Below are 23,123 nucleotides of genomic sequence, written 5' to 3' on the forward strand. Positions count from 1 at the left end.
ATCGCGGATGGAGATTCACGCATCGCCGAGCGTCGTCCCGATCGGGTCGTCGTCGCCGGGCACGGTCTCCCGGTGGAGCCGTCTCGCGACCTCGTCGGCGAGCGCGCGGAGGTTCACGGTGTCGTCGCGGTTGTACGAGACGAGCCGCTCCAGCGCGCGCTCGTCGCCGTCCTCGTACTCGTACCACAGCCGGACCGCGTCGCGTCCGGTTATGTCCGGCCCGTCGCGGGCGATACCCACCTCCCGCTCGATGGGCTTGAGTCCCCCCGTCAGCCCGAGCGTGCGACACGGGTACATGAGGTCGAGGTGGGGCGTGTCGATATCCAGACCGAAAGAGGTCTCAAGGAACGGCACGTCGAAGCTCGTTCCGTTGAACGTCACCAGAAGGTCGGCCTCGTGAAACTGCTCGCGCAGCGACTCCGCCGAGAGGTCCCGACCCTGGACGAGCGTCGTCGTCTCGCCGTCCCGGTGAAACGAGACCGTGGTGACGCGGTCGCGCTCGTGGGAGAGCCCGGTCGTCTCGATGTCGAAGAAGCACGCCCCGTCGCGGAAGTCCTCGTACAGGCGCCAGCGCTCGTTCGATGGGAACGTCCGGTCGAAGAACGGCGCGTCGCGGTCGTCGAGCCGCTCGGTTGCCTCGTCGATGAACGACTCGATGCGCGAGGCCGTCGTCGCCCCGACGCCCGGCGCGCGGTCCTGTCGGAACTCAGCCCACTCTCGGATGCCGTTCTCCCACATGCGGCGCTCGGTCGTCGCGCCGACCCCCTCGACCGGAATGAAGCTGTTTCTGATGCGCATGGTGTGCACCGACCGCGAGCGCCGCCCGCGACGCCCCGGCCGTCGTGTCGGTCGATGTGGGGTCGCACCGACGCTAAAGGGTTCTGTTGCGCACCGCCAGACGTCACGCGATCGGTTCCGGCGCCCCGAATACGGTCCCGAACGCGGTACGGTTATTCGACCGGCGCCCCTCGGGAACCCCATGTGCGGCCGCTATTCGCTGACGCTCTCTGCCGCCGACCTCGCGGAGCGGTTCGACGCCGCCGCCCCGGACGACTGGGAGCCGCGGTACAACTGCGCGCCGGGGCAGGAACTCCCCGTCGTCGCCGACGACGACCCTGGCTCGTTCCGACGGATGCGGTGGGGGTACACCCCGCCGTGGGCCGACGAGTCGCGCGACCTCATCAACGCCAGGGCCGAAACCGTCGACGAGAAGCGGGCGTTCGCGGAGTCGTTCGAGTCTCGTCGCTGTCTCGTCCCCGCCGACGGCTTCTACGAGTGGAGCGATCACGGCGGGGAGAAGCGGCCCTACCGCGTCGCGTTCGGGGATGACCGCGCGTTCGCGATGGCCGGGATCCACGCGATGTGGGAGCCGCCGACGCCCGGTCGGCAGGCTGGCCTCGGCGAGTGGGGCGGCGGCGACGACGCGCTCGGAGACGACGCGGCCGACGAGCGCATCGAGGCGTTCGCCGTGTTGACCACCGAACCGAACGACCTGATCGCCGACCTCCACCACCGAATGGCGGTCGTCCTCCCGCGCGACCGCGAAGGCGACTGGCTCGCCGGCGACCTCGGCACGGCGGACCTGCTGACACCGTATCCTGGCGGGGACATGCGGTTCTACCCGGTCTCGACGCGCATCAACTCCCCCGCGAACGACGACCCGTCGCTGATCGAAGCGCAATCCACCCGGTGACGGCACGACGGGCGCCCGCTCGGTTCGGCACCGGCGAGGAAGATTTCCGGACTCGATCGGGACGCTCTGGATACTATCGGAGACGGCGACCAAATCGTCGACCAGTGCTGCCGCGCCGGTGATTCCCGTACTCTCCGTAGCAACCCCATCGACCCGCAGAACGCCCGCTTTGACCCCTCGATCCGCCGAAATCGGGCCGACCACACAGTTTCGGAGTTTGGGATCTGATGCGTGCCTTATTTTCACTCTATCATCAGACGGATAGGCTTTCATCTGTCGATTAGGCTCCAGTCACGAAGTATATCGCTTAGAAACGTTTTCTGAGTGATAGAAATGTCGAACCACAAGACTGCTCCTGTTTCACAGATTTAACACATGAACAGAAGACACACATTAAAACTATCCTCCGAGGTTGTGGCGACCACTCTTCGACAATTCAGTATAGCGATATACAATTTATTTGTACCTCTTCGGCCGCGATCAGACACAGTACACTCGTGTACCGTTTCAACGAACTCCTCGTGTACTTCGAGGATCCGCCGATTTTGACGGAGCCGCGGCGGCGCGTTCGCCCCGCTACGTTGACCCGACTCGCCTCGCACCCGCGTCTTCGTTGAACAGCGAGTAGATATGGCGCTCGTACGTCTCGCGAACGTTGTCGCCCCAGTTGTGGGTGTACGTGTCGATGATGTCGTCGCCCACGTCGCCGCGAAGATACTTCACGACGCCGCGGTCACCGGTCCGATCCCGTAGGTGCGTGGTGAAGAAGTGCCGGAAGTAGTGGGGCGTGACGTTCTCGGCTGCACCAGCGCCGGGCTCGTACCAGCCGGCCTCCTCGGCGTGGGATCGCACGACTCGGCCGACCTGCTCGGGCGTGAGCCGCTCACCCCAGCCGCTACCGGTTCCCACGAACAGGGGGTCGGCCGGCGAGGCGGCGTCGGGGCGGATCGCGAGCCATCGCAGCAGCGTCTCGGCGAGCTCGTCGTCGACGGGGACGACGGTACCGCGCTTGCGCTTGTTCGAGGCGGTCCGTTCCTCGCCGTTGTACGACTCGTCGACCGCCGGCTCGCTCGCGACGAACAGCGAGTCGGGACGCCCGTCCAATTGGGCGCGAGTATCGGTCGCAACCCCGCCGAGGTTTCGGGAGAGCGCCACGTCTCGGAGATCGAGGTTACACAGCTCACCGACGCGCATTCCCGTCTTCAGCAGCGCCACGATCAGCGCGCGCTCTAAGGGGTGCGCGATCTCGGCGACGAAGCTCCGCATCTGCGGCACGGAAATCTCTCTCCGGGTCGGGTCGGTGTCGATCCGTTCGTCGAGCTCCTCCATCACCAGCGCCATCGGATTGGCGTCGAACGCTCCGACCTGCGTCATGTACGCGAAAAAGCGGTGCAGGTAGGCCGCGTACGTCGCCGTCGTCGAGTCGGCCAGGTCCGGATCGCGACGGAGCGCGTGGACGAACGCCATGCAGTCACGATGCGAGGCCGCCGCCGGGGCGATCGATCCGCCGCCGGGACCGCGCGACGGATCTGCGAGAAACGCTTCGAACCGCCGAAGCACGCGACCGTACTCAGCCCGCGTCCGTCGGCTCTTCCCGTGAAGCTCCATGTCCTCGATGAAGTAGCCGATCGGATCGTCGCCCGCGTCGCCCGCGTCGCTCCCGTCGGCTGCGCTCATTGCTCCACCAACACGTACCCGCCGTCGCGGCCGCTGTAGCGGACCCGCCCCCGCGATTGGAGTTCCCCCATCGTCTCGTCGACGCGCTCTTCGATGTCACCGGCGACCGCCTCGACGAGTTCGTCGAACGCCATGACTCCGCTGCCCGCGAGGGCATCGAGGAGGTCGTCTTCGAGGCCTTCACCCCAAGGGTCTGTGGACGGAGAATCCCCGTCCACACTACCAGACGAATTTGTCGGATCGTCGCGATCCGGAGGGGAGTGTGCGTCGACCCAGGCCGCCGGACCGAACTCGTCGGCGATTCCGAGGTCGCGGCGGCCGGCCTGCACCATCGTCCGGAGGAACTCCGACTGCGACATGTCCAGCCGGTCGGCGTCAGCAACCCACGCTTCCTTCTGATAGGCCGGCACCCGCGCGGTCACGGCGACCCGTTCGGTGTCGGCGTCCGCATCGCCCATACCGTCTCCATCGAGGGCGCATACATCAATCTGGTGCATTCTCGTGTCCTAATGCACTAATTCTGTCTATTGCTTCACGATCGCAGAACGCACTGTGTTGCATAAATAGCCCCTGAAACACCAATATTCTATCGAATGAGTGGATCTGTTTGCCGAAGAAATTTGATGCGTGATCCTGTCTTAGTGTACCCGGTCCCCGTGCGCTCGGAGCTACCAGCGGCCTGAGGTCCGGGAGTGTGTCAGGTCGGGTCCAAACCATTAGTCGAACGTGGGGGCGGTCACGGAGATCCCCCGCGTGCGAACAGCGGCTCTCCGAACGGGCGTGCGAGTATCTTCTCGTCCCTGGCCCCTGTACCACCTTGGTTCCAACTCGTCGCCCCTCCAGTGAAGTCGCGTGAGCGGCTCCTGTCGCCGTCAGAAGCCGCCCGAGCGTGGCTTGTCGGTGATATCTTTGTGGAGCGTACGGATTTCACGGGCGTAGCGGCTCTTCGGCGTGTCACACCTCCGATCGCATCCGGTGTTGCGGTGGGCCGAGACCGTACGAAGCGCTCGCTCCGCTGTTCGGTGGGCGGACGCCGTGCCGTCGGTGTCGGACGAGACCGTCGCGGCAGACGGACTAGCGTTCGTCCCTTGCGGGGCGTCCCCTCGTCCCAGTCGTATCACCCCGTCACCATCGAGTCGCCGGGCGCGTTCCCATTACAATGGCACGCATCCTGGAATCGAGAGCCGCTTCGCTTCTCGACTGCCGATTCTCGGTGGTCGGTCGGGGATCGTGTCGCTCTACGAGGACAACGACTTGGTCTGCCTCCGACTCATAAACTTCATATCGCGATACATAATCGAGGTGCCCGCCGAACGGTTCGATCGCGGTGACGAGGGGTGGGCTGGAGACTCAGTCGTCATCGCGGCCGTATCGGCGGTCGATCACGACCGTCGGCTCGTCGTACTCGTCGGTGTGGCGAACACACGCGCTCGTGCGTCCGTCGTCTCCGACAACGTGATCCTCGGGGCGCTCGCGGTTGCACACGGAGCCGAACGCCTCGCGGAGCACGGCTGTCGCCTCCGCGTCATCGCCCTGACGGGCGAACCGGACGGCGTCCTCGACGGCCGTGCGCGCCGCATCGGTCAACAGTCCGTCGTCGCCTGGGCCGCCGCCGGCGCCGCCCCCGTCGCGTTCGAAGAGGTCGTCGACCACCTCCTCGATGTCGCTGGCGTTCGCTGCGAGGCCGAGGCGACGCTTCAACTGCTCTCCGAGCCCGCTTTCGGCGTTCTGCCGCTCGCGCAACACCGTGTGCAAGGCGTCGATCCGCTCCCACGCCGTCGCGGAGAGATCGTCGAACTCCGCCGGTCGAACCTTCGCCGGGCATCGGGTGGCGAACCGACATCCCTGTGGGGGGTCTCGCGGGGACGGCGGCGTCCCGCGGAGCGTGATCCGGCGGCGTTCGGTCTCCGTGTGGCTCCCGGGGATCGCAGACAGCAACGAGGCCGTGTACGGGTGAGCCGGATCCGTGTACACAGCCTCGGTGTCGCCGAGTTCGACGATGTCGCCGAGGTACATCACGGCGACGCGGTCGGCGATGTGGCGGACGACGCTCAGATCGTGCGCGATGAACAGGTACGTGAGCCCCAACTCCGCTTGGAGGTCCTCGAGGAGGTTGATAACCCGGGCCTGCACGCTCACGTCCAGCGCTGAGACCGGCTCGTCGAGCACGATGAACTCCGGTTCGAGTGCGAGCGCGCGGGCGATCCCGACGCGCTGGCGCTGTCCCCCCGAGAACTGGTGGGGATAGCGGTAGTAGTGCTCCTCGTTGAGTCCCACGAGGTCGAGCAGTTCGAAGACGCGCTCCTTGCGCTCGGTTCGGCCCTTCCAGTCGTGGGCGTCGAGCGGTTCGCGGACGATTTCGCCCACCGTCATCCGGTCGTTGAGGCTCGCGTCCGGGTCCTGAAACACCATTTGAGCGTCGCGCTGCCACTCGCGCAGTTCGCGTCCGGAGAGGCTCGCGACCTCGCGTCCGTTCGAGGTCACGTCGCCGCCGGTGGCGGACTCCAGTCCGAGGATGGTCCGCCCGAGCGTGGTCTTGCCGCAGCCCGACTCCCCGACGAGACCGAGCGTCTCTCCCTTCCGGATGTCGAAGGAGACGCCGTCGACGGCTTTCACCGGCTTGCCTCCGAGGAAGCCGTCGTCCTCGTAGTACTTCTTCAGGTCGCGAACCTTGACCAGCGGCTCACCCACCTCGACCGTCGCGTCGGCGTCCGAGACGACCGACCCGGTGTCGTCGCCGGCGCCCGTACCGCTCATCGCTGCCCACCTCCGTCGACCGCGGCGTCGCCCGCGGGGGTATCGTCGCCGGCGCCGGAGGCGCTCAGCTGACGGTCGTACCGGTCCTCATGCAGGAGGCACGCGGCGGTGTGGTCGGACCCGATCCGGACGTGGTCGGGGTGGACCTGTTCGCAGGCGTCGAACGCCTCCGGACAGCGGTCGGCGAACCGACAGTCGGTCGGCTCCGCCGTCGGCGTCGGAACCTCTCCCCCGATCGTCGGGAGCCGGTCGCTCTCTGCCGTCTGCCCGGGAATCGACGCGAGTAACCCTCGGGTGTACGGGTGAGCGGGCGAGTCGAACAACTGGTCGACGGGCGCCCGCTCGACGACCTCGCCGGCGTACATCACGTTCACGCGGTCGGCCGTGTCCTCGATGACGCCCATGTCGTGGGTGATGAACAAGATCGCGAGATCCTCCTCGCGCTGGAGTTCGTCGAGCAGTTCGAGGATCTGCGCCTGGATCGTCACGTCGAGGGCGGTCGTCGGCTCGTCACACACCAGGAGGTCCGGATCGCACGCCAACGCCATCGCGATGACCGCCCGCTGGCGCATCCCGCCGGAGAACTGGTGTGGGTACTCGCCGACCCGGCGGCGTGCGTCCGGGATGCCGACTTCTTCGAGCAGTCGAATCGCCTCCTCGCGCGCGTCCTGTCCGCGCAGGCCTTGGTGGATGCGAAGCGCCTCCCGGATCTGGTTGCCGACGGTGTAGACGGGGTTCATCGAGTTGATCGGGTCCTGAAACACGATCGAGATGTCTCCCCGGTAGCGGTCCCAGTTGTCACCGGTCAGTTCGTCGCCGCGGAACCGGATCGACCCCGACTCGATGACGCCCGGCCGCTCCACCAGCCCGAGTATCGACCGGGCGGTGACGGACTTGCCCGAACCGGACTCGCCGACGACGCCGACCGTCTCGCCCTCGCGGACATCGAAGGAGACGCCGTCGACGGCGTGAATCGTTTCCTTGTCGGTGTTGAACACCGTCGTGAGGTTCTCGACGGCCAACAGCGGATCGTCGCTCCCGGCGGCGTTCGCCTGAGGGGTCTCGCGGGTGCCCATCAGGCACCACCCCCGCGACCGCCGGCCTCTCCCGCAGCGGAGTCGGACTCCGGATCGATCGCGTCGCGGACGCCGTCTCCGAGGGCGTTGAACCCGGTGACGACGAGCGTGATCAATACTCCCGGGATGAGCGAGATGTGCCACGAAACGGTGTCGACGTATGGCTGGCCGGCGTTCACGGCTCGGCCCCACTCTGGAGTCGGTGGGTTCACACCCAGTCCAAGATACGAGAGACCGGCGATCGCAATGATCGCGCCCCCGAGCGTCATCGACCCGTAAATGAGGACGTACCCGGTGATGTACGGAAGCATGTGTTTACGCATGATCGCGGTCGGACGCTGACCGAAGCTTCGAGCCGCGTCGACCCACTCCCGCTGTGCCACCTGCAGCGCCGGGCCGCGGAACGATCGCCACATGTACGGCCACCCCGTCCCGGCGAAGATGAGCGCGAGCACGAACGCGCCGTTGTAGAGATTTCCTATCCAGGTACCCGAGAGGACGACGGTGAGCATGATAAGCAACAGCAACTGCGGAAGAGCCATCACCGCATCTGATAACAGCACGAACGACAGATCGACTGCGCCCTTGTAGTACGCTGACAACAGCGCTAACGTCGATGCTATCGCGATCGACAGGGACACCGACAGGAGGCCGATAACGAGCGATATTCGCGCCCCGGCCGCGATGAATGTGAACAGGTCTCTTCCGGTCGGGAGTGTCCCGAACGGGTGATATCGACCGAACTGATCGTAACTGAGCGGGGCGACGTTGTTCGTCCGCGTGCCGCGGGACTGTGAGGCCCGGTTGGCTTGCCCGACAGTCACCTGTGTGGGCTCGTTCTGTTCTGCGTCCCAGTGAGTGATCGTGTGGCCATACGGGTTCTGCATGTTCTTCTCGACGGTCGTCGGCCCGAGTGCGGGGGCGAACACCGCCATGACGACGAACATGAACACGACGACGAGCCCGAAGATCCCCCAGTAGTGGTTCCTGAAGCGGTCGATCACGTCGTCGCGGGGGGACCAGTCGGCCGCGCGGTAGTACCGCCGATACCGGTCGAACCCGACCCAGATCCACGCGACGAACGCGAACGAGTAGACGTACACCAGGCCGACCCGCAGAAACCACGCTAGATGGGGTGGAAGTTGCAAGAACGTTCCGACGAACGACCGTCCGTTCCAGTAGCCCGCGTTCGGGATCGTCTCGCGTGACAGCAGCGTCGGGACCTGGGCCGTCGCCGACGCGAGACGTGAGAACGCAGCGGGGTCGTACGTCCCGGGAAGTGCCCTCACGAGGTCGACGAGCAGCGTTGCGACGAAGTGGGCGACCGCTCCAGCCTCCAGCGCGAACAGCGCGAGGGCGACGACAGTCCACACCGCCGCCGGTCGCGGGTACGCGAGCACGCGTTCGAGAAACGATTCCGTCCCGTCAAGTGCGGCGATCGCCGCCGGGTCTTCGGAGTCTGTTATCGTACTCATCTCACTCACGCTCGTAGCCGACTCGGGGGTCAATTAGCGTGTACAGCAGGTCCTGCACGATGTTGATACCGACGATGAGGATGATGAAAATGAACATCAGCGTCGCGACGAGCCAGAGATCACCTTGGATCGCCGCGTCAAAAAACAGCTTTCCCATCCCGTTGATCCCGAACACCGTCTCGACGAGCACCGATCCGCCGATGAGGAGGAACGCCTCGCTCGTCACGATCGGTACCAGCGGAATGAGCGCGTTGCGGAGGATGTGCTTCCAGACGAGCACTCGACCCGAAACGCCCTTGGCTTTCGCGGTGTCGATGTACTGCTCCGAACGCGTCTCCAGTACCGCCGTCCGGCCGATCCGCATCTCGTTGCCCATCGACGCCGATCCGAGCACGACCGCCGCGGGCAGGATCTTCTTGATCGCAGCGAGCGTCTCCCGCGGTTGTGTAACCAGCGCCAACGGGTTCCCCTGCATGTAGCTCAGCTGGGGGTTTCCCGTGATCGCGTTGATGTCGACGAGGAACGTGTCCCACGATATCGGAATGCCGAACAGGGCTTGCGTTATGGTTTCGCTTTTGACCAGCAGCGCGAGCAGCATGATCGCCAGCCAGAAGTTCGGCATCGCCCGCCAGACGATCCCCGTCAGGCTGGTCGCATAGTCCGAGACGGAGTTCGAGTTGAGACCGGCATAAAACCCCAGCGGCACGCCGACGAACACGGCGATGAGCACCGACCAGAAGCCGAGCCAGACCGTCCGCGGAGCGTAATCAAATATTAGCGACATGACGGGCGTCCCGGGGTACAACAGCCAGGTCTGTCCCAGATCGAGGGTCACCATGTTGATCATGAACTCGGTGTAGTGTTCCAATGGCGGTTCCCCCAGCCCGAACCGTTCGCGCGCCGCCTTGACCGCCGCCTGATTTTGTGGATTTGTCTGCCCGAGGACGTACGTCGCGGGATTGATCGGACCGAGGAAGATGATCGCCCAGGTCATCGATGTCCCGAGCCACAACACCGGGATCGCCATCAGAAATCGCTTCGCGAGGTATCTCCACCGACTCATGTGTCAAGCATTGTCTCGTTCGATGTGTCGTCGTTCGTGTTCACGGGCGGCTTCGCAAAAACGTGGTGAAACCGCGTTTTTGACCCGTACCGGCTCTCGTCCGCGTCGCTCCGTCACGGGTCCGCTCAGGGACGGTCTAACTGGAGGTGATTGAACTTCTGGTCTTCCATCGTACTGACCATCTCCTCGTTCACGTCGTCGTACCAGAAGCGCTCGAAGACGCCGAACACGGTCGGCAGTTCCTGGACGGACGCCCAGTTCATCTGCTCGACCGTGATGTACGCCTCGTTTCGCATCTTCTGGTTCTGGTCGCCCGGGCCACGGTTGGGCTTGTACTTGTTCTGCCAGGCGCTGTCGGCGGTTTTCATGAAGTCGTTCCACTTCGACTTGTCCGTCGACCCCCATCGGGTGAACGCAGTTCCGGGGTTGCCGGCGTGGAGGAACCGAAGGAAGTTGTCCGACTCGGGCCACTCCATGCCGTCGCCGAGCGAGAACATGTCCATCGTCCCGTCGATGGCCTTCCCGATGATGGTGCCGAAGGACGCCTTCTCGATGGTCACGTCGATGTGTGCGGCCTGCGCCTTGGCCTGGATCCGCTTCGCCAGCTGGTCCCAGACGTCGGACCCCTTGAAGATGGTAAACGTGACCTTGTACGGGTTGTCGGCGCTGTGGCCAGCCGCTTCCATCACACTGGCGGCCTCGTCGAGCCGAGCCTCGTCGAACCCGTACGGGTAGCCGTTCTCGCCGACGTTCCCCGGCACGTCGTTGGACCCCTCACCGTTCTTCACAAACGCCTTGTATGCGGCGACCTGGTCCTTGCCGCCGAGGCGCGGGAACGCCGGCTTCGGCGTGATCGTGTACGCCGGCGAGCCGATCCCCTTGTAGATCGTCTCGGCGATGTCGTGCTGGTTGATCATGTACGCGAACGCCCGGCGTGCCGGCCGTTTCACGTTGTCGCAGTTGAATAAGATGTAGTCCGTCTCGAGAGACGTTACCTGCCCGTAGTTGACGACCGTGCCCTCGTTGAGCCGGTACCGACCGACCTTGACCGCGCCGTTCTCCTCGTCGATGACGAGGTCGTCGGGATCGTATTTCGAGTTCGGAATCCCGTTGACCATGTCGAGGTTTCCGTTGACGAACCGCTGATAGCGCGTGTTCGACGACCCGATGACGGTGTAGGTGATCGTCTGGATCTTCGGGCCTTCACCGTGATAATCCGAGAACGCCGTCAGCCGGATCTGGTCGCCTTTGCTCCATGAATCGACCTTGAACGGCCCCGTCGACGCGAAGTACGGACCGTCACCCGCCGTCGAGAAGTACTCCTGGTACTTGTATTCACCCTCGTACAGCGGCGAGTTGCCGTCGTACGTCGGCTGCTTGCTCCCGTCCATCTGGCTCGGACGGGGGTACTGCACGGCGCCCTCGGGGATGACGCCGAACGCGCCGCCGGCGATCTGGGAGGGGATGGCGTGGAACGGCGCCGCCATGTCGAACTCGAAGGTGTTCTTGTCGGGTGCACGGACGGCCAGCGAGCCGATTTCGTAGTTATTGAGGTTTTCGCTGGTGGCTCCCTCGTGTTGGATGGTGAAGGTGCCTCCGATGATGTCGTCTGCGTTGCGTGACTTCGCCGAACCGGCGAGTCGCCGCCACGAGTACACGAAATCGGACGCGGTCAGTTCCTGGCCGTCGTGGTGCGTGACGCCTTCTTTGAGCGTGAAGGTGTACGTCTTCCCGTCGTCGGAGACGGTGTAGTCCGACGCGAGTTCCCCGACCGGCGGAAGCGCCCCTTCGGGGAAGTACATCAGCGATTCCTGGTACTGGTTGTACCCGGCTCCCGAGCCTTTGGCGTTGACCGGGTCAAGCGTCTGTATCGGCCCCGTCGCCGCGAGCCGGAGCGTCCCGGACGGCCCCCCTGCCTTGTCGGGCTGCCCGATCCCCGACTCTGTGTTCGACGAACCGGTCGCCGATCCCTCGGTCGCTGTTGCATCGGCTGATTCAGTCGTCTGTTGTCCCGGTGTGTTCGACGAGCATCCCGCGAGCGCCGCCGCTACGCCCGAGCCTGTCGCCGTGAGGAAGCGTCGCCGAGTGGTGTCCTCGGACATCGGGTGTACACGACCATTGACAGACAAAATAACTTGCCATCTGCATCCATATGGATATATCTCGCGGTATGGATCGCTATGTAGTGCACAGTACTGTGTCTCGTGTTATCATCCGTTATGTACCTTCACTACCCCTTCGCCCGCGACCGGGAGCGTTTTGGGACGCCTCTCCGAGGCATCGCTATGGTCTCACCGCTGGACCGGTCCGGGCCGCCCGCGGGCACGCTCATGGCCCGCCTTGACCGACCCCGTACCGCAGACTCGACGCGCGTCGCCGTCATCGCCGACCCCCACCTCTCGACGGGCGAGGCGGGTACCTCGAAGCTGTTCGATCGGACCGAAGAGCACGTCGCCGCCGCCGTCACGGACATCGCCGAGCGCGATGTCGACGCGACGCTGTGCGTCGGCGACATCACGAAAGACGGCGAGCAGTGGAACTTCGACCGCTTCGACGAGATCGCCGCGGACCTCGACGCGCCGTTCTACTCGATTCCCGGGAACCACGACGTGCCGAAGGAGGGATACGACCACGAGAACCTCCCGATGGCGGAGTTCGAAGCCCGGTACACTCCCGACGGCCAAGGATTTCCGTTTCACGTCGCCGTCGGCGGGATCGACGTGATCGGCGTCAACACCGCCGGAACCGACCAGTTGCTGTACGACTCGCACGCCGGGACGGTTCCCGAAGCGCAACTCGGCGAGCTCGACGACCTCCTCGCGGACGCCGATACCCCCCTCGTGCTGGCACACCACAACCTTCCGGCGATGTCCGAGCAGGTCCACGAGCACAAGCAACTGGCCGAGCCGGACATGTTCGTCCCCCCGGAGATGGACGATCCCGAGCCGTTCGTCGAGACGCTCGAACGCAACGACGTGCCGCTGTTGCTCACGGGCCACCTGCACATGCCGTCGGCCGCGACCCAGGGGTCGGTCCGCGAGCTGATGATGCCGACGACGTGCTCGTTCCCGCAGGGGTACTGCCTCGTGGATGTCGGCCCGGAGGGGATCGAGGTCCGGTTCGTGCCGGTCACGGACTTCGCCGGCATGGTCGCTGGCCACCGCGAGCGGTCGTCGGACTCGGTGACGGCGCGTGGGCTCACCGGAATGGCGGCCGTCCGACTCGCACAGTTCCCGCTGATCGAGGAGTGAGATGACCCGGCGCGACGCCGCGAGCACAACCGAGACGGATCGCTCCGACGACGCCGGCGTCACCGACGCAGACACCGCCGTCCCCGCCACCGACACCGATGTCGACACCGCAGACAACACCGTCGACACGGCCGACACGGCCGACACCGCCGCCCCCGAGGTCGTCACCGTCGGCGCCGCGACGGTCGACCGGACGTACCACGTCTCGAACATCCCCGAACCCGACGGCGGCGCCTACGCCGGCACCGTCGCCGAGGCGTTCGGCGGCGTCGGCGCGAACGTCGCGCTCGCGAGCGCGCGCCTGGGCCGCGCTACCGGCCTGATCGCCCGCCTCGGCGACGACGACGTGGGCGCCCGGGTCGCCGCCGACATCGACGCGACTCCGATCGACGACGCCCGCGTTCGGCGGAAGTTGGGGACCAGCACGCACTGCGTCATCCTCCGTGACGACGACGGGAAACGGAGCATCGTCACGGCAGGCGACTCGGCGAAACGACTCCGCTTGACCACCGCAGATCGAGCGTACCTCGCGGATGCCGACGCCGCCTTCCTCACCGCGTACAACCCCGACGAGGTCCACCGCGACGCGATCGCGATCGCCGAGCGCGCCGACGCGCCCCCGTTCGTCTTCGATCTCTCGGGGCCGCTCGCGGAGTTAGCCGGACGAGGCGCGCGTAGGGAGACGATCGATCGATGGGTCCGGGCGGCGGACCTGTTCGTCCTCGGCGAGGTGGCCGCCGAGTCGTATCTCGGCTGCTCGGGCCGCGAAGCCGCCGAAGCGCTCCTGTCGCAGGGCGCGAACCGGGTCGCCGTGACCGCCGGCCCCGCCGGCGCGGTCCTCGCCACCGACACCGGTCTGCATGAGCTATCGGCGTTCGAGGTCCCCGTCGCCGACGAGACGGGTGCCGGCGACGCCTACGTCGCGGCGCTGATCGATCGGTGGGTACTCGGCGATGACACCCCTCGGGAAGCGGGGCGGTTCGCGGCGGCCGCCGCGGCGCTGAACGTGACCGAGGCCGGCGCTCGCGGCGGACTGGCGACCCGGCGAGCCGTCGAGGCGTTCCTCGCCGACCGATAGCTCCGATCGGCCGCAACGTCGTGGGGTCTTATGACCGCGCGGCTTCGACGAGTTCCCGCACGCGTGCCTCCGAGACGGGCCTTCCAACGTCGCCGTCCTGCTTCAGCGCGGTGCCGACGATGACCCCGTCCGCGAGGTCGAGGATCGCCCCGACCCGCTCGGCGGTGACGCCGCTGCCGACGAGGATCGGCGTGTCGAGGTCGTTCGTGTCCCGCCGTTCGACGGCGTGTTCGAGGTCGGAACGGTCCGTCTCGCGACCGGTTCCGGTGCCGCTGACGACGACCGCATCGGCGAGCCCCCGCTCGACGCCGTCGGCGACGGACTCGGCGGTGAACCCCCTCGCCGCGATCGGCGCGGAGTGCTTCACGTCGTGATCGGCGAGGAGGGCGACGTCCGCGTCGATGCGCTCGCGCAGGCGCATCGTCTCGTGAGCGTTCCCGTCGATGACCCCCTGGTCGGTCACGCGCGCACCCGTGTGAACGTTCACGCGGACGAAGTCGCCGCCGGCTGCCGCGGCGACCGACAGCGCGGCGTCGGCGTCGTTGCGGAGGACGTTCACGCCGACCGGTACGTCGACCGTGTCGACGACTGCCCTGGTCGCGCGCGTCATGCTCGCGACGACGTGTTTGGGTACGTCGTCAGGGTAAAACGGCGCGTCTCCGAAGTTCTCCACCATGATCGCGTCGACGCCGCCCGCGGCGAGCCGGCGGGCGTCGCGCGTCGCGGCGTCGAAGATATCCGCGCGGTCGCCGTCGTACTTCGGCGCTCCGGGGAGCGCGGGGAGGTGCACCATCCCGATCACCGGCTTCGCGCCGTCCGCGAACAGCGAGTCGAACATGTCGCCGCGTTTCGGGGGTTCTGGTGTCAGTCTGGCGGTTCGATCGGGATTCGTGTCGGAACGACGGCAGTTTCGGCGGGCGGATGTCGAACAAATGTATCATATATTGCTATATCGAATTCGATTCGTCGTCACGCAGAGTTTCGGAGTTTGGATTTTGATGCGTGCCTTATTTTCACGTGGTCTGTGGATGGATAGTCTTTCGTCCGGCGATTAGGCTGCAGTCGCGGAGTATGTCGCTCAGAAAAGTTTTCTGAGTGATAAAATTACGGAACCGCAAGACAGCTCCTGTTTCACAGGTCCTTCATATGAACAGAAGGCACACATCAAAGCCATCCTCCGAGGTTGTGGTCACGTCGATCCTCCGAGGTTGTGTCACGCGGCGTCCGCGGAGCCGGTTCGACTCCGCCACGTTGCGTATCGCGGCCGGCGGGCCGCAGCCGGGACTCGAACACGACGAGCGGTGAAGGGACGAACACGAACGCCTTGCGACGAGAATGGGTCGGCTACGACACGAACGAATCGAGCGTTTCTTCGCGGATATCGAACCGAGCGCCGCCCTCGGCGGATTCGTCAATCTCGACCGTCCAGCCGTGCGCGTCGGCGATCCCCGCGACGACCCCGAGCCCGAGCCCAGTCCCTCCGTCCGACGAGTACCCGAACTCGAGCACGCGTTCGCGCTCGGTCTCGGAGATTCCCGCTCCGTCGTCGCTCACGGAGAAGCCGCGGCCGTCGTCGAGGTCGTCGACGGTCACCGTGATCTGCGCCTCGGCTCCCGCGCAGGATCGCGGATCCGTGTCGCCCGCCGTCGCATCGGCGACCGCGAGGCGGCCTCCGGATCCGGGGGTCGCCTCGCGATTGGGTATCCCGTGTTCGATGCTGTTCTTGAGCAGGTTCTCCAAGAGCGTGCGGATCCGAGCGGGGTCGCCGAGAACGACCGGGTCCCCGCGAACGCACAGGCGCCCCGCGGGCGCGGCGAGCGCCTCCCACGCGTCGCGCGCCGCCTCGTCGACGGACACCGGAACGGGGTCGGCGACGGGATCGTTCACGCCTCGAAGTGACTCCAAGGAGGTGACGAGGTCGTCGAGTCGGTCGATCCCGACGCCGAGCGAGTCGAGATGCGACCGCGACTCGTCCGCGCCCACGGGGAGCGACTCCTTCGCGAGGGTCGTCCGCCCGGTGATGAGCTGGATCGCGTTCCGCGCGTCGTGTGCGACGGCGCTCGCCAGCGACTCCAACCGGTCGCGCTCCTCGCGCAGCAGCCGCTCTCGCTCCACTTGTTCGGTCACGTCGCTCGCGATCCGGCCGGTCGTTCCCGACCCGACGGCTGACTGCTCGGCAGGGAGGTGCACGATGTCCATGATCCGGGAGTCGCCGTCGACCTCCAGTTCGATACGATGCTCACGCGGCTCCCCGTGCTCGTCCGCCTGCTCAGCGTGACGGGTGAGTTCGGCCGCGATCGGCTCGGGAAAGAGCTCGTCGTCGGTCGCTCCGAGGATTTGCTCGCGTGGCCGACCGATCAGATCGACGCACGCATCGTTGACCAACCGATACCGTCCGTCGTCTACCACCGCCATGGGATCGTCGCTCCGGTCGACCAACAGCCGACACCGGCTGAGGGTCCCGTCGGGCGTGCCGCGATCGGTCGACGGCACGCCGCCACCGGTCGGAACGCCCCCCGGTCGGTCGTCGCGGGTCCGATCACCGGGATGACCGCTCGCGGCGGCGGGTTCCGCACAGTCGCTGCGTTCGAGGACCGCTCGCACCCGCGACGCGAGCGTCTCGTACGGGTCGCTCTCTTCCGTTCCGACCGTCGCGGCGACGGCGACGCCCGTCGAGTCGCGGGCGGCCGCTTCGATCCCGCTATCGGCGAGCGTGACGGCTGGAACCGGTCCCCGCTCGGCTCCCAACTCCGCCAGCGGGGCGAGCGCCTCGGGGTCGGTCACCCCGGCGCCGAGCACGACGCAGTCGACCGCCCGCCCGTTCGGGCGATGCTCGACCGCCGTCGCCACGTCGGCCTCCGTCGAGACGGTCGCTGCGTCTAGCGTCGCGTGCAGTTCCCTCGTACTGCGGCCGCGTTCGGTTTCCCCGCGACCGATGTACAGCACGTGACGGCGCCGAACTGTCATCGAGGAACACGTGTTGTCGGACGTACATAATGGTGCCCATTGTGTCGGCGTCGACAGTCACACCGATGTCGCGCCGCCGGACGCCCACGCGTCCCGTGCGGGTGCACCGATCGTCTTCAGCCCTGCCTTGCCTGCGTGCACCCGGTCCCGCCGTCACTCAGGCGCGAGGGCGGTGTCGATGCCGCTGGCGAGCGCGATCTCGAGCGAGCGCGTCGCGCGCGTCGATTCAGCCTCATTCTCCATCAGGACGGTCTCGCTGGGGAAGAGATCCTCGCCGAGGACGAGCCCGTGGTCGCGGGCGGTTCCGCCCGTAACCGTGAGGTACACGCCGAGTCCAGTCTCGGCGATCGCCGCCTCCTCTTCTTGTCCGGGGTCGGGGTAGACGAACTCGACGCCCAAGAGCGCGTCGGTGCCGAGCACCGCCTCGACGAGCCGCTCGTAGCGCGGGGAGATGCACAGCGATCCCTCGTAGTCGGCGACGAACGACCGGTCCAGTTCGGCGCCGGCGGAGATCGTCTCGGGCGTCGCCATCAGCGTGTGCCGGACGGTATCGCCGAGGCCGGTCACCACCCGAACGTCGGTGTCGCGCGGGTCGATTCGCGCGTTCACGTCCGAGAGGTCGGAGACACCCTCCGGCTCCAGCCCGACGACTTCCTCCAGCACGAGGTCGGCGGAGTCGAATCCCAACGCCACGTCATGGGTGCGCAGCGCGCGGAACGGCTCCTCGCGACCGACCAGACGGACCTCGCGCCCGTCGACCGATAGCCGCGCCGAGTCGAAGACGATGCGCCGCGGGTGGCCCTCGCGGTCGTCGCGCACCAGCGTGTACTCGGGACCGCTACCGTCCGGATCGCTGTAGGCCGCCAAGCGGTCGTACACGCCGCGCTGGTCGCGATCGCTTCCCTTCGTAATCGCCTTCTCGTACCGAAGCGTCGAGGACACGTCGTCGGCCAGCGTCGCCGCGTCGTCGCCGCCGGCCGCCGCGAGCCGTTCCAGCGCGGCCTCCAGCGGTCGCCCCTTCCGAGGGACGGCGACGGAGACGGGTCTGCTCATTGACGGAACGTGGAGACCCCGGTGCAAAAGCGGCGCGTTTCCGGCACGGTCCGAACGGAACGCCCGCGGCGATGGAGCGAGGCTCATCCCGCCGGGGGCGCCGCGATACCCCTCGTGGGGTCGCGTTACTGCTCGTCGTCGCCGCTCTCTCCGGGACCGCCCGCGCCGGCAGCGCCGCCCGGTCCGAACACCGACGAGAGGCGCGTCCGGAACTCCTCGAACTCCTCGAGGTCGTCGTGGACATCCTCCAGCTCCGCGCGCATCTCTGAGAGTTCGTCGTCGACGAGCGCCGAGACCGACTCGACGTCGTCGCCGATCGACGCCAGCTCCTCGCGGACCTCCGCGACGGCCTCGTCCTCGTCGGCGACCTCCTCGGCGAGGTCGTCGAGATCCGCGCGGACCTCCGCGATCGAGGACTCGACCGACTCGGCGGTGTCGGCCACCTCATCGCCAACGTCTCCAACCTCCTGGCCGAGGTCGTCTACCTCTCCGCCGAGGTCATCCAGTTCCCCGCGGAGGTCGTCGATCTCGTCGCGGACGGTCGCCGCCTCCTCGCTGGCGGACTGCGCGTCCTCGCGGACCGACCCGACCTCCTCGCGGAGGGAGTCGCGGTCGGCGGCCGCGTCGGCGACCTCCTCGCGCGTTTCGGCCACGTCGTCGCGCAGCTCGTCGAGGTCGGCCTGGAGCCCGTCCATCCACTCGCTGGCGAGGCCGTTCTCGTCGATGAACTCCTCCAGCGCGTTCGAGTAGGCGGCCATGTCCTCGACTTTCGACTGCAGTCGGGAGATGCGCGCGTCGACGCTCGTCGAGTGATCGAGTTCGAGTTCCTCCGTAAGTACCGCCTTGTCCTCCTCCGAGACGGTCCCCGTACGGAGCTCCTCGGCGAGTGCTGCGGCGACACCCCCCGCGGCGACGCCGCCGGCCGCACCCGCCGACGCGGTCGGGTCCTCACTGGTTGCTCCGCTTCCCGTTCGGTTCGAAGACTCGCTCAGTTCGTCTGCTCTCTCCTCGGTGCCGACCGCCTCGGGCTCCTCGAAGTCCTCGTCCGCCTCACTGGTGTCGGCGCCCTCGCCATCTGCGGCGTCCGGTTCCAGTTCCTCGGCAACGTCCGGTTCCAGTTCCTCGGCAACGTCCGGTTCCGGCTGGTCGTCGCCGACTGCGTCCCGTTCGCCCTCGATGTCGAGTGATTCGTCGGCCTCGGCGGCTTCCTCGTCGGAGAGGTCGTCGAGGAGCTCGGCGGGGGACTCGTCCGCCATCCGCGCCTCCTTCGGGGCGGAGTCGTCGTCGCTCGCGTCCGCCGCGAGGGGATCGGCCGCGTCCTCGGCGCCGAGATCCGCCTCTGCGCCCGCGAGATCGAGGCCGTCCGTGCTGTCGTCAGCCGTGCCGTCGTCGGCCGCATCGGGGGCGTCGCCGCCGGCGAGCACGTCGCGCACCGCCTGCGAGGAGTCGTCGCCGATCACGTCGGCAACATCGCCGACGGGGTCGTCGTCCTCGGCCACCTCGGCGACTGTCGGCTCCCCGAGGAATCGGTCGCCGTCGGCGGGATCGTCGGTTCGGATCCCGTACACCGTGACCACCTCCTCGCCGGCGTCGAGGCGACGCCGGTACTCGACGCGGTGGTCCTGGTACGCCGTCCAGTGCTCGGACTCGTACTCCGGGTGGAAGCCGATGCGGTCCATCGGAAACTCCTCCGGGATCTCGTCGACGAGGCGAAACTCGATCTCGCCCTCGCGGTCCGAGCGGAGGGTGAACTCGATCGCCGGGACGGGGAACTCGTCGGCGGTGAAGCGTTTCTCGACGGTGACGCCGTCTTCCTCGACGGTGACGGCGTCGGTGACATCGGGCCCCTGGCTCATGGATACACCGAGCCGAGTACAGTATAAAAAGTCACCGGGCCGATTATCGCTTCGACAGGCCGCGAGGCCGGCGCACAGCGGCCGTGGGGGGACTACTCGGTGACGACGGTGACGGGCATCTCGGCGTCGAGGATGATGCGCTGGGTGTCGTCGCCGAACAGCGCCTTGCCGGTCGGCGAGCGTTTGCGTCCGGCGATGAAGACGTGATCGCAGCCGCGTCTGCGAGCCTCCGCCACCACCGTTTCGGCGCGGTCGCCGACGGTGCCGACCGTCTCGTAGTCGATGTCGACGTCCTCCAGCACCTCCCGGCCGATGTCGGAGGCGTACGCCCGCGCGCCCTCGACGGCCTGCCCGACGCTGTAGGTGGAGTCCCCCCGGGTGACCTGTGCGAGCTGTTCGCGCTGTTCGTCGTAATCGTCCTCGTCGGTGATGTGCAGCAGCGTGAGGTCGGCGCCGACGCCGGCCGCAAGTTCGCCCGCTTCGCGCGTCAACGTCTTTGCGGTCTCGGTCGGTCCGACGACTGCGAGTGCGTGGTCCATAGCGACCGAAAATCGGGAGGAGATAAAAAATCCCGATGGTTCGAGCGCATGTTGACACGCGCCACGGACGGCGGCCGCGATGGGCGTCGGCACGGCCGGAGATCGGCGACTCCCCGCGGAGATCGGCGTCCCCTTCGACCGGTCAGAGGTCGAGCCGGTCGCCGATCTCGACGATGTCGAGGCGTCCGGGATACTCGAAGCTGCGGACGTGTTCGTGCAGCGCCGTCGGGTCGGCGGTCAGCCCCTTCCACATGTCCCAGTGGCTCGGGAGCATGCGGTCGGCCCGGAGCGCTTCGGCGACTTCGACGGCTTGGTTCTCGTCGCAGTACCAGCGGGTGCGCTGGGGCGCTCGCGTCTCCTTGTCGGGGACGCGGCCGACGGAGCCGAACGCGACGACCGCCAGGTCGATGTCGTACTCCGCGCCGAGGTCGGCGAAGCCGTCGTGCGGCTTTGTGTCGCCGCCGTGGAAGACGGTCGCGTCGCCGTACCGGATCACGTAGCCGACCGGGTGCGTCGCGTCGGCGTCGCTGACGGTCACCACGTCGATGTCGAAGCCGTCGACGGACAGGGAGTCGCCCTCCTCGACCTCGTGCAACTGGTCTGCTGTAACGTCCCAGTCGTCCGTCCATCTCTCCTCGTCAGTGACCGCGAGCGAGTCGTCCGCGGCGTAGAACTCGGCGCCAGAGTTCGCGAGGATCGGCGCCTGTGAGGGGCCGTGCGTGTGGTCTGTGTGCTCGTGCGTCGCCAGCACTGCGTCGGCGTCGTACACGTCGTGCGGATCGAACGGTACCGGGATCATCCGGACCGTCCGCGGCGGGTCGCCGAGCCCGACGTACGGGTCGATCCACAGGCTCGTCCCGTCTGCACCCTTCAGGACGAAGCCGTTGCAGCCGAGGTACCAGACGGCCAGACCGTCGGGTTCGGCGGCCTCGATCGTTCGCGGGAGCCAGTCGCCCCAGTCGGACGTGATCGCGGGGTCGCTCGCGTCGCTCATGTGAGTCGCTTCCGAGTAGGAGGGGTAAGGCTTGTCGGCTCGGCGCTCGGTAGGCGATCCCTCACGGCGGTTGGGACGGACTACTGCGACGCGGAAATGGGCGTGTAACTATCTGACATGGTATCGTCCCCCAAAAGCATATCATGGAGAGCACGAACAGACGAGACATGCGCGCGAGAGTCGCACGAACGCTGGGCTTCGCCGCGATGCGCGAGAACATCGCCGAATGTGTCGACCGAGTCGACGCACAGACGTTCGGCCCGGCCGACCGACGACCGTTCGGTCCGCCGAGCTGAGGCGGTCGGGCCGCTCCGTTCGGTCCCGGACTGGCGCGGTCCACCACGTTCGGGGCCGATTCGGTTCGTCACTCCGTCCAGCTCACGTAGCGGTCGTGGCCGACAATCCCGATGCACGGGAGGCCGACGACTCAGTTGATCGGCCCGCCGAGGACCGGGATCGCCGCGGGCACTGCCAACACCAGCGCTCCGACGGCTCTCCCCGCAGTGCGTGTGGAGGGAATCGGCGGCGAAGGGAACGCTCGCGGTGTATCGTTTGCGGTGGGCCGGCGCTCGCGGTGGGCCGGCGAGCGGGGCGATCAGCTACTACCAGGTGCCGTGGAACGTGTCGAACTCGAGGTCTTCGAGCGGCTCGTTGCCGACGGCGATCTCGTACTCTCCGGGGGTGAGCATCGGCTTGTGGAACCGCGGGCCGTCGTCGGTCGTGATCCGCGGGCAGCCGGTGTTGACGAACGCGTCGAAGTCGAAGTTGCGCAGGCGGTCGGGCGTCACCTCGTCCATCGTGATGAGGTGGGCGTTGTCGTTCTCCTCGACGATCTCCTCGGCCTGGTCCCAGCGGCCCTGTCCGATCTTCGTGCAGAAGATGACGCCGAAGGTGTCTGCGTCCATCGCGCGGTGGACGGCGCCGTAGCGCTGTTTCAGGAACTTCTCGGTGTCGGCGATCGTCACCACGTTGTTGACGGGGTCGCCGATGACGACGGTCTTGTCGGGGTGTTCCATCGCGAGGCCGAGCGGGTGGAACTTCCCGCCGCCGACGTACAGCACCTGGTCGGCGTCGATGTCGGCGCTCGCGTAGTTGCAGCCGAGCACCTGCCCCTCGTGGGTGAGGCGGTCGTCGCCGCGACGGGTGTGGACCTCGTAGCCGCGCTCCTCCAGCCAGTCGACCATGTCGCCGAAGAGGTTCATGTGCTGGGCGGTCGTGACGAGTCCCACGTCGGGGTCCTCCTCCGGGTCCGACAGCTCCGCCAGCGACTCCTGCATGATCGGGAAGGGGTCCACGTTGGAGAACAGCGGGACGTAGATGATCTTGTCCGACTCCTTCATCGGCGAGTGGCCGAAGTGGACGAACACGTCACACCGGCGCATCAGGTAGGTGTCGAGGTCGCAGGCGCCGTAACACGGCTGCCCCGAGATGAGGTAGGTCACGTCCTCCGTCAGCTCCCGGAGGTCGTCGGCGACCGCGGGCGCGCGGCGTTTCAGCCCCTCGGGGAACTGGAGGCCGACCTTGTCGGCGTCGCGCTCCTCGACCGCCTCGACGATGCGATCGAGCTCGTAGTCCCACTCGCGGTCGTGTTTGAGCGACATCCCCGTGTTGGTGAGGTCGCCCTCGCTCCGCTGACTCATTGCA

General features: G+C 66.9%; 19 protein-coding genes. 4 read left to right on the forward strand and 15 right to left on the reverse strand.

The features are described 5' to 3' along the window. Window positions 1-15 precede the first annotated feature (15 nt). Entirely contained in the window at window positions 16-798 is a 783-nt protein-coding gene (locus BUE16_RS10695) for a ribonuclease H-like domain-containing protein (RefSeq protein ID WP_073309455.1), read from the reverse strand. 181 nt (window positions 799-979) lie between these two features. Here BUE16_RS10695 and BUE16_RS10700 point away from each other — a divergent pair, with 181 nt between their 5' ends. Continuing rightward, a complete protein-coding gene (locus BUE16_RS10700; RefSeq protein ID WP_073309458.1) occupies window positions 980-1,693 on the forward strand; it encodes an SOS response-associated peptidase in 714 nt (237 codons plus the stop codon). Window positions 1,694-2,269: 576 nt separating this feature from the next. On the opposite strand, the gene BUE16_RS10705 is transcribed toward BUE16_RS10700, so the two are convergent. From BUE16_RS10705 to BUE16_RS10735, 7 genes are all read right to left on the reverse strand, one after another. Beyond that, the gene (locus tag BUE16_RS10705) at window positions 2,270-3,370 is read right to left on the reverse strand and encodes a tyrosine-type recombinase/integrase (RefSeq protein ID WP_073309460.1); all 1,101 of its coding nucleotides are present in this window, start codon (window positions 3,368-3,370) and stop codon (window positions 2,270-2,272) included. Next, on the reverse strand, window positions 3,367-3,828 hold the full coding sequence (locus tag BUE16_RS10710; RefSeq protein ID WP_073309462.1) for a DUF5805 domain-containing protein: 462 nt from the start codon (window positions 3,826-3,828) through the stop codon (window positions 3,367-3,369). The genes BUE16_RS10705 and BUE16_RS10710 overlap by 4 nt, the downstream gene beginning before the upstream one ends. Window positions 3,829-4,720: 892 nt before the next feature. Then, on the reverse strand, window positions 4,721-6,127 hold the full coding sequence (locus BUE16_RS10715) for an ABC transporter ATP-binding protein (protein WP_073309464.1): 1,407 nt from the start codon (window positions 6,125-6,127) through the stop codon (window positions 4,721-4,723). Next, window positions 6,124-7,203 carry an ABC transporter ATP-binding protein gene (locus tag BUE16_RS10720; protein ID WP_073309466.1) on the reverse strand — a complete coding sequence of 360 codons (1,080 nt, stop codon included), beginning with the start codon at window positions 7,201-7,203 and terminating at the stop codon, window positions 6,124-6,126. Before BUE16_RS10720 ends, BUE16_RS10715 begins: the two co-directional genes overlap by 4 nt. Continuing rightward, a complete protein-coding gene (locus BUE16_RS10725) occupies window positions 7,203-8,678 on the reverse strand; it encodes an ABC transporter permease (protein ID WP_079991604.1) in 1,476 nt (491 codons plus the stop codon). Before BUE16_RS10725 ends, BUE16_RS10720 begins: the two co-directional genes overlap by 1 nt. A 1-nt stretch (window position 8,679) precedes the next feature. Next, on the reverse strand, window positions 8,680-9,741 hold the full coding sequence (locus BUE16_RS10730; RefSeq protein ID WP_073309469.1) for an ABC transporter permease: 1,062 nt from the start codon (window positions 9,739-9,741) through the stop codon (window positions 8,680-8,682). 125 nt (window positions 9,742-9,866) lie between these two features. After that, entirely contained in the window at window positions 9,867-11,843 is a 1,977-nt protein-coding gene (locus BUE16_RS10735) for an ABC transporter substrate-binding protein (RefSeq protein ID WP_073309471.1), read from the reverse strand. 183 nt (window positions 11,844-12,026) lie between these two features. Here BUE16_RS10735 and BUE16_RS10740 point away from each other — a divergent pair, with 183 nt between their 5' ends. Further along, entirely contained in the window at window positions 12,027-12,992 is a 966-nt protein-coding gene (locus tag BUE16_RS10740) for a metallophosphoesterase family protein (RefSeq protein ID WP_073309473.1), read from the forward strand. Between the two features lies 1 nt (window position 12,993). Next, entirely contained in the window at window positions 12,994-14,070 is a 1,077-nt protein-coding gene (locus BUE16_RS10745) for a carbohydrate kinase family protein (RefSeq protein WP_079991605.1), read from the forward strand. Between the two features lie 28 nt (window positions 14,071-14,098). On the opposite strand, the gene BUE16_RS10750 is transcribed toward BUE16_RS10745, so the two are convergent. From BUE16_RS10750 to BUE16_RS10775, 6 genes are all read right to left on the reverse strand, one after another. Further along, a complete protein-coding gene (locus BUE16_RS10750; RefSeq protein WP_073309476.1) occupies window positions 14,099-14,908 on the reverse strand; it encodes a BtpA/SgcQ family protein in 810 nt (269 codons plus the stop codon). Window positions 14,909-15,414: 506 nt separating this feature from the next. Next, the gene (locus tag BUE16_RS10755) at window positions 15,415-17,037 is read right to left on the reverse strand and encodes a sensor histidine kinase (RefSeq protein WP_073309478.1); all 1,623 of its coding nucleotides are present in this window, start codon (window positions 17,035-17,037) and stop codon (window positions 15,415-15,417) included. A gap of 153 nt (window positions 17,038-17,190) precedes the next feature. After that, the gene (locus BUE16_RS10760; protein WP_073309480.1) at window positions 17,191-18,090 is read right to left on the reverse strand and encodes a hypothetical protein; all 900 of its coding nucleotides are present in this window, start codon (window positions 18,088-18,090) and stop codon (window positions 17,191-17,193) included. Between the two features lie 125 nt (window positions 18,091-18,215). Then, window positions 18,216-19,946, reverse strand: coding sequence for a prolipoprotein diacylglyceryl transferase (locus tag BUE16_RS10765; RefSeq protein ID WP_073309482.1), 1,731 nt, complete (start codon window positions 19,944-19,946; stop codon window positions 18,216-18,218). 92 nt (window positions 19,947-20,038) lie between these two features. Then, window positions 20,039-20,485 (reverse strand): universal stress protein, encoded by a 447-nt coding sequence (locus BUE16_RS10770; protein WP_073309484.1) that lies wholly within the window; start codon window positions 20,483-20,485, stop codon window positions 20,039-20,041. Between the two features lie 142 nt (window positions 20,486-20,627). Further along, window positions 20,628-21,479 carry an MBL fold metallo-hydrolase gene (locus tag BUE16_RS10775; RefSeq protein ID WP_079991606.1) on the reverse strand — a complete coding sequence of 284 codons (852 nt, stop codon included), beginning with the start codon at window positions 21,477-21,479 and terminating at the stop codon, window positions 20,628-20,630. Window positions 21,480-21,646: 167 nt separating this feature from the next. Here BUE16_RS10775 and BUE16_RS17365 point away from each other — a divergent pair, with 167 nt between their 5' ends. Beyond that, window positions 21,647-21,775, forward strand: coding sequence for a hypothetical protein (locus tag BUE16_RS17365; RefSeq protein WP_268762493.1), 129 nt, complete (start codon window positions 21,647-21,649; stop codon window positions 21,773-21,775). A gap of 306 nt (window positions 21,776-22,081) precedes the next feature. On the opposite strand, the gene dph2 is transcribed toward BUE16_RS17365, so the two are convergent. Beyond that, complete coding sequence (gene dph2, locus BUE16_RS10780) at window positions 22,082-23,119, reverse strand: diphthamide biosynthesis enzyme Dph2 (protein WP_073309486.1); 1,038 nt, start codon at window positions 23,117-23,119, stop codon at window positions 22,082-22,084. Window positions 23,120-23,123 lie beyond the last annotated feature (4 nt).

This window comes from Halobaculum gomorrense (assembly GCF_900129775.1).
Classification (GTDB): domain Archaea; phylum Halobacteriota; class Halobacteria; order Halobacteriales; family Haloferacaceae; genus Halobaculum; species Halobaculum gomorrense.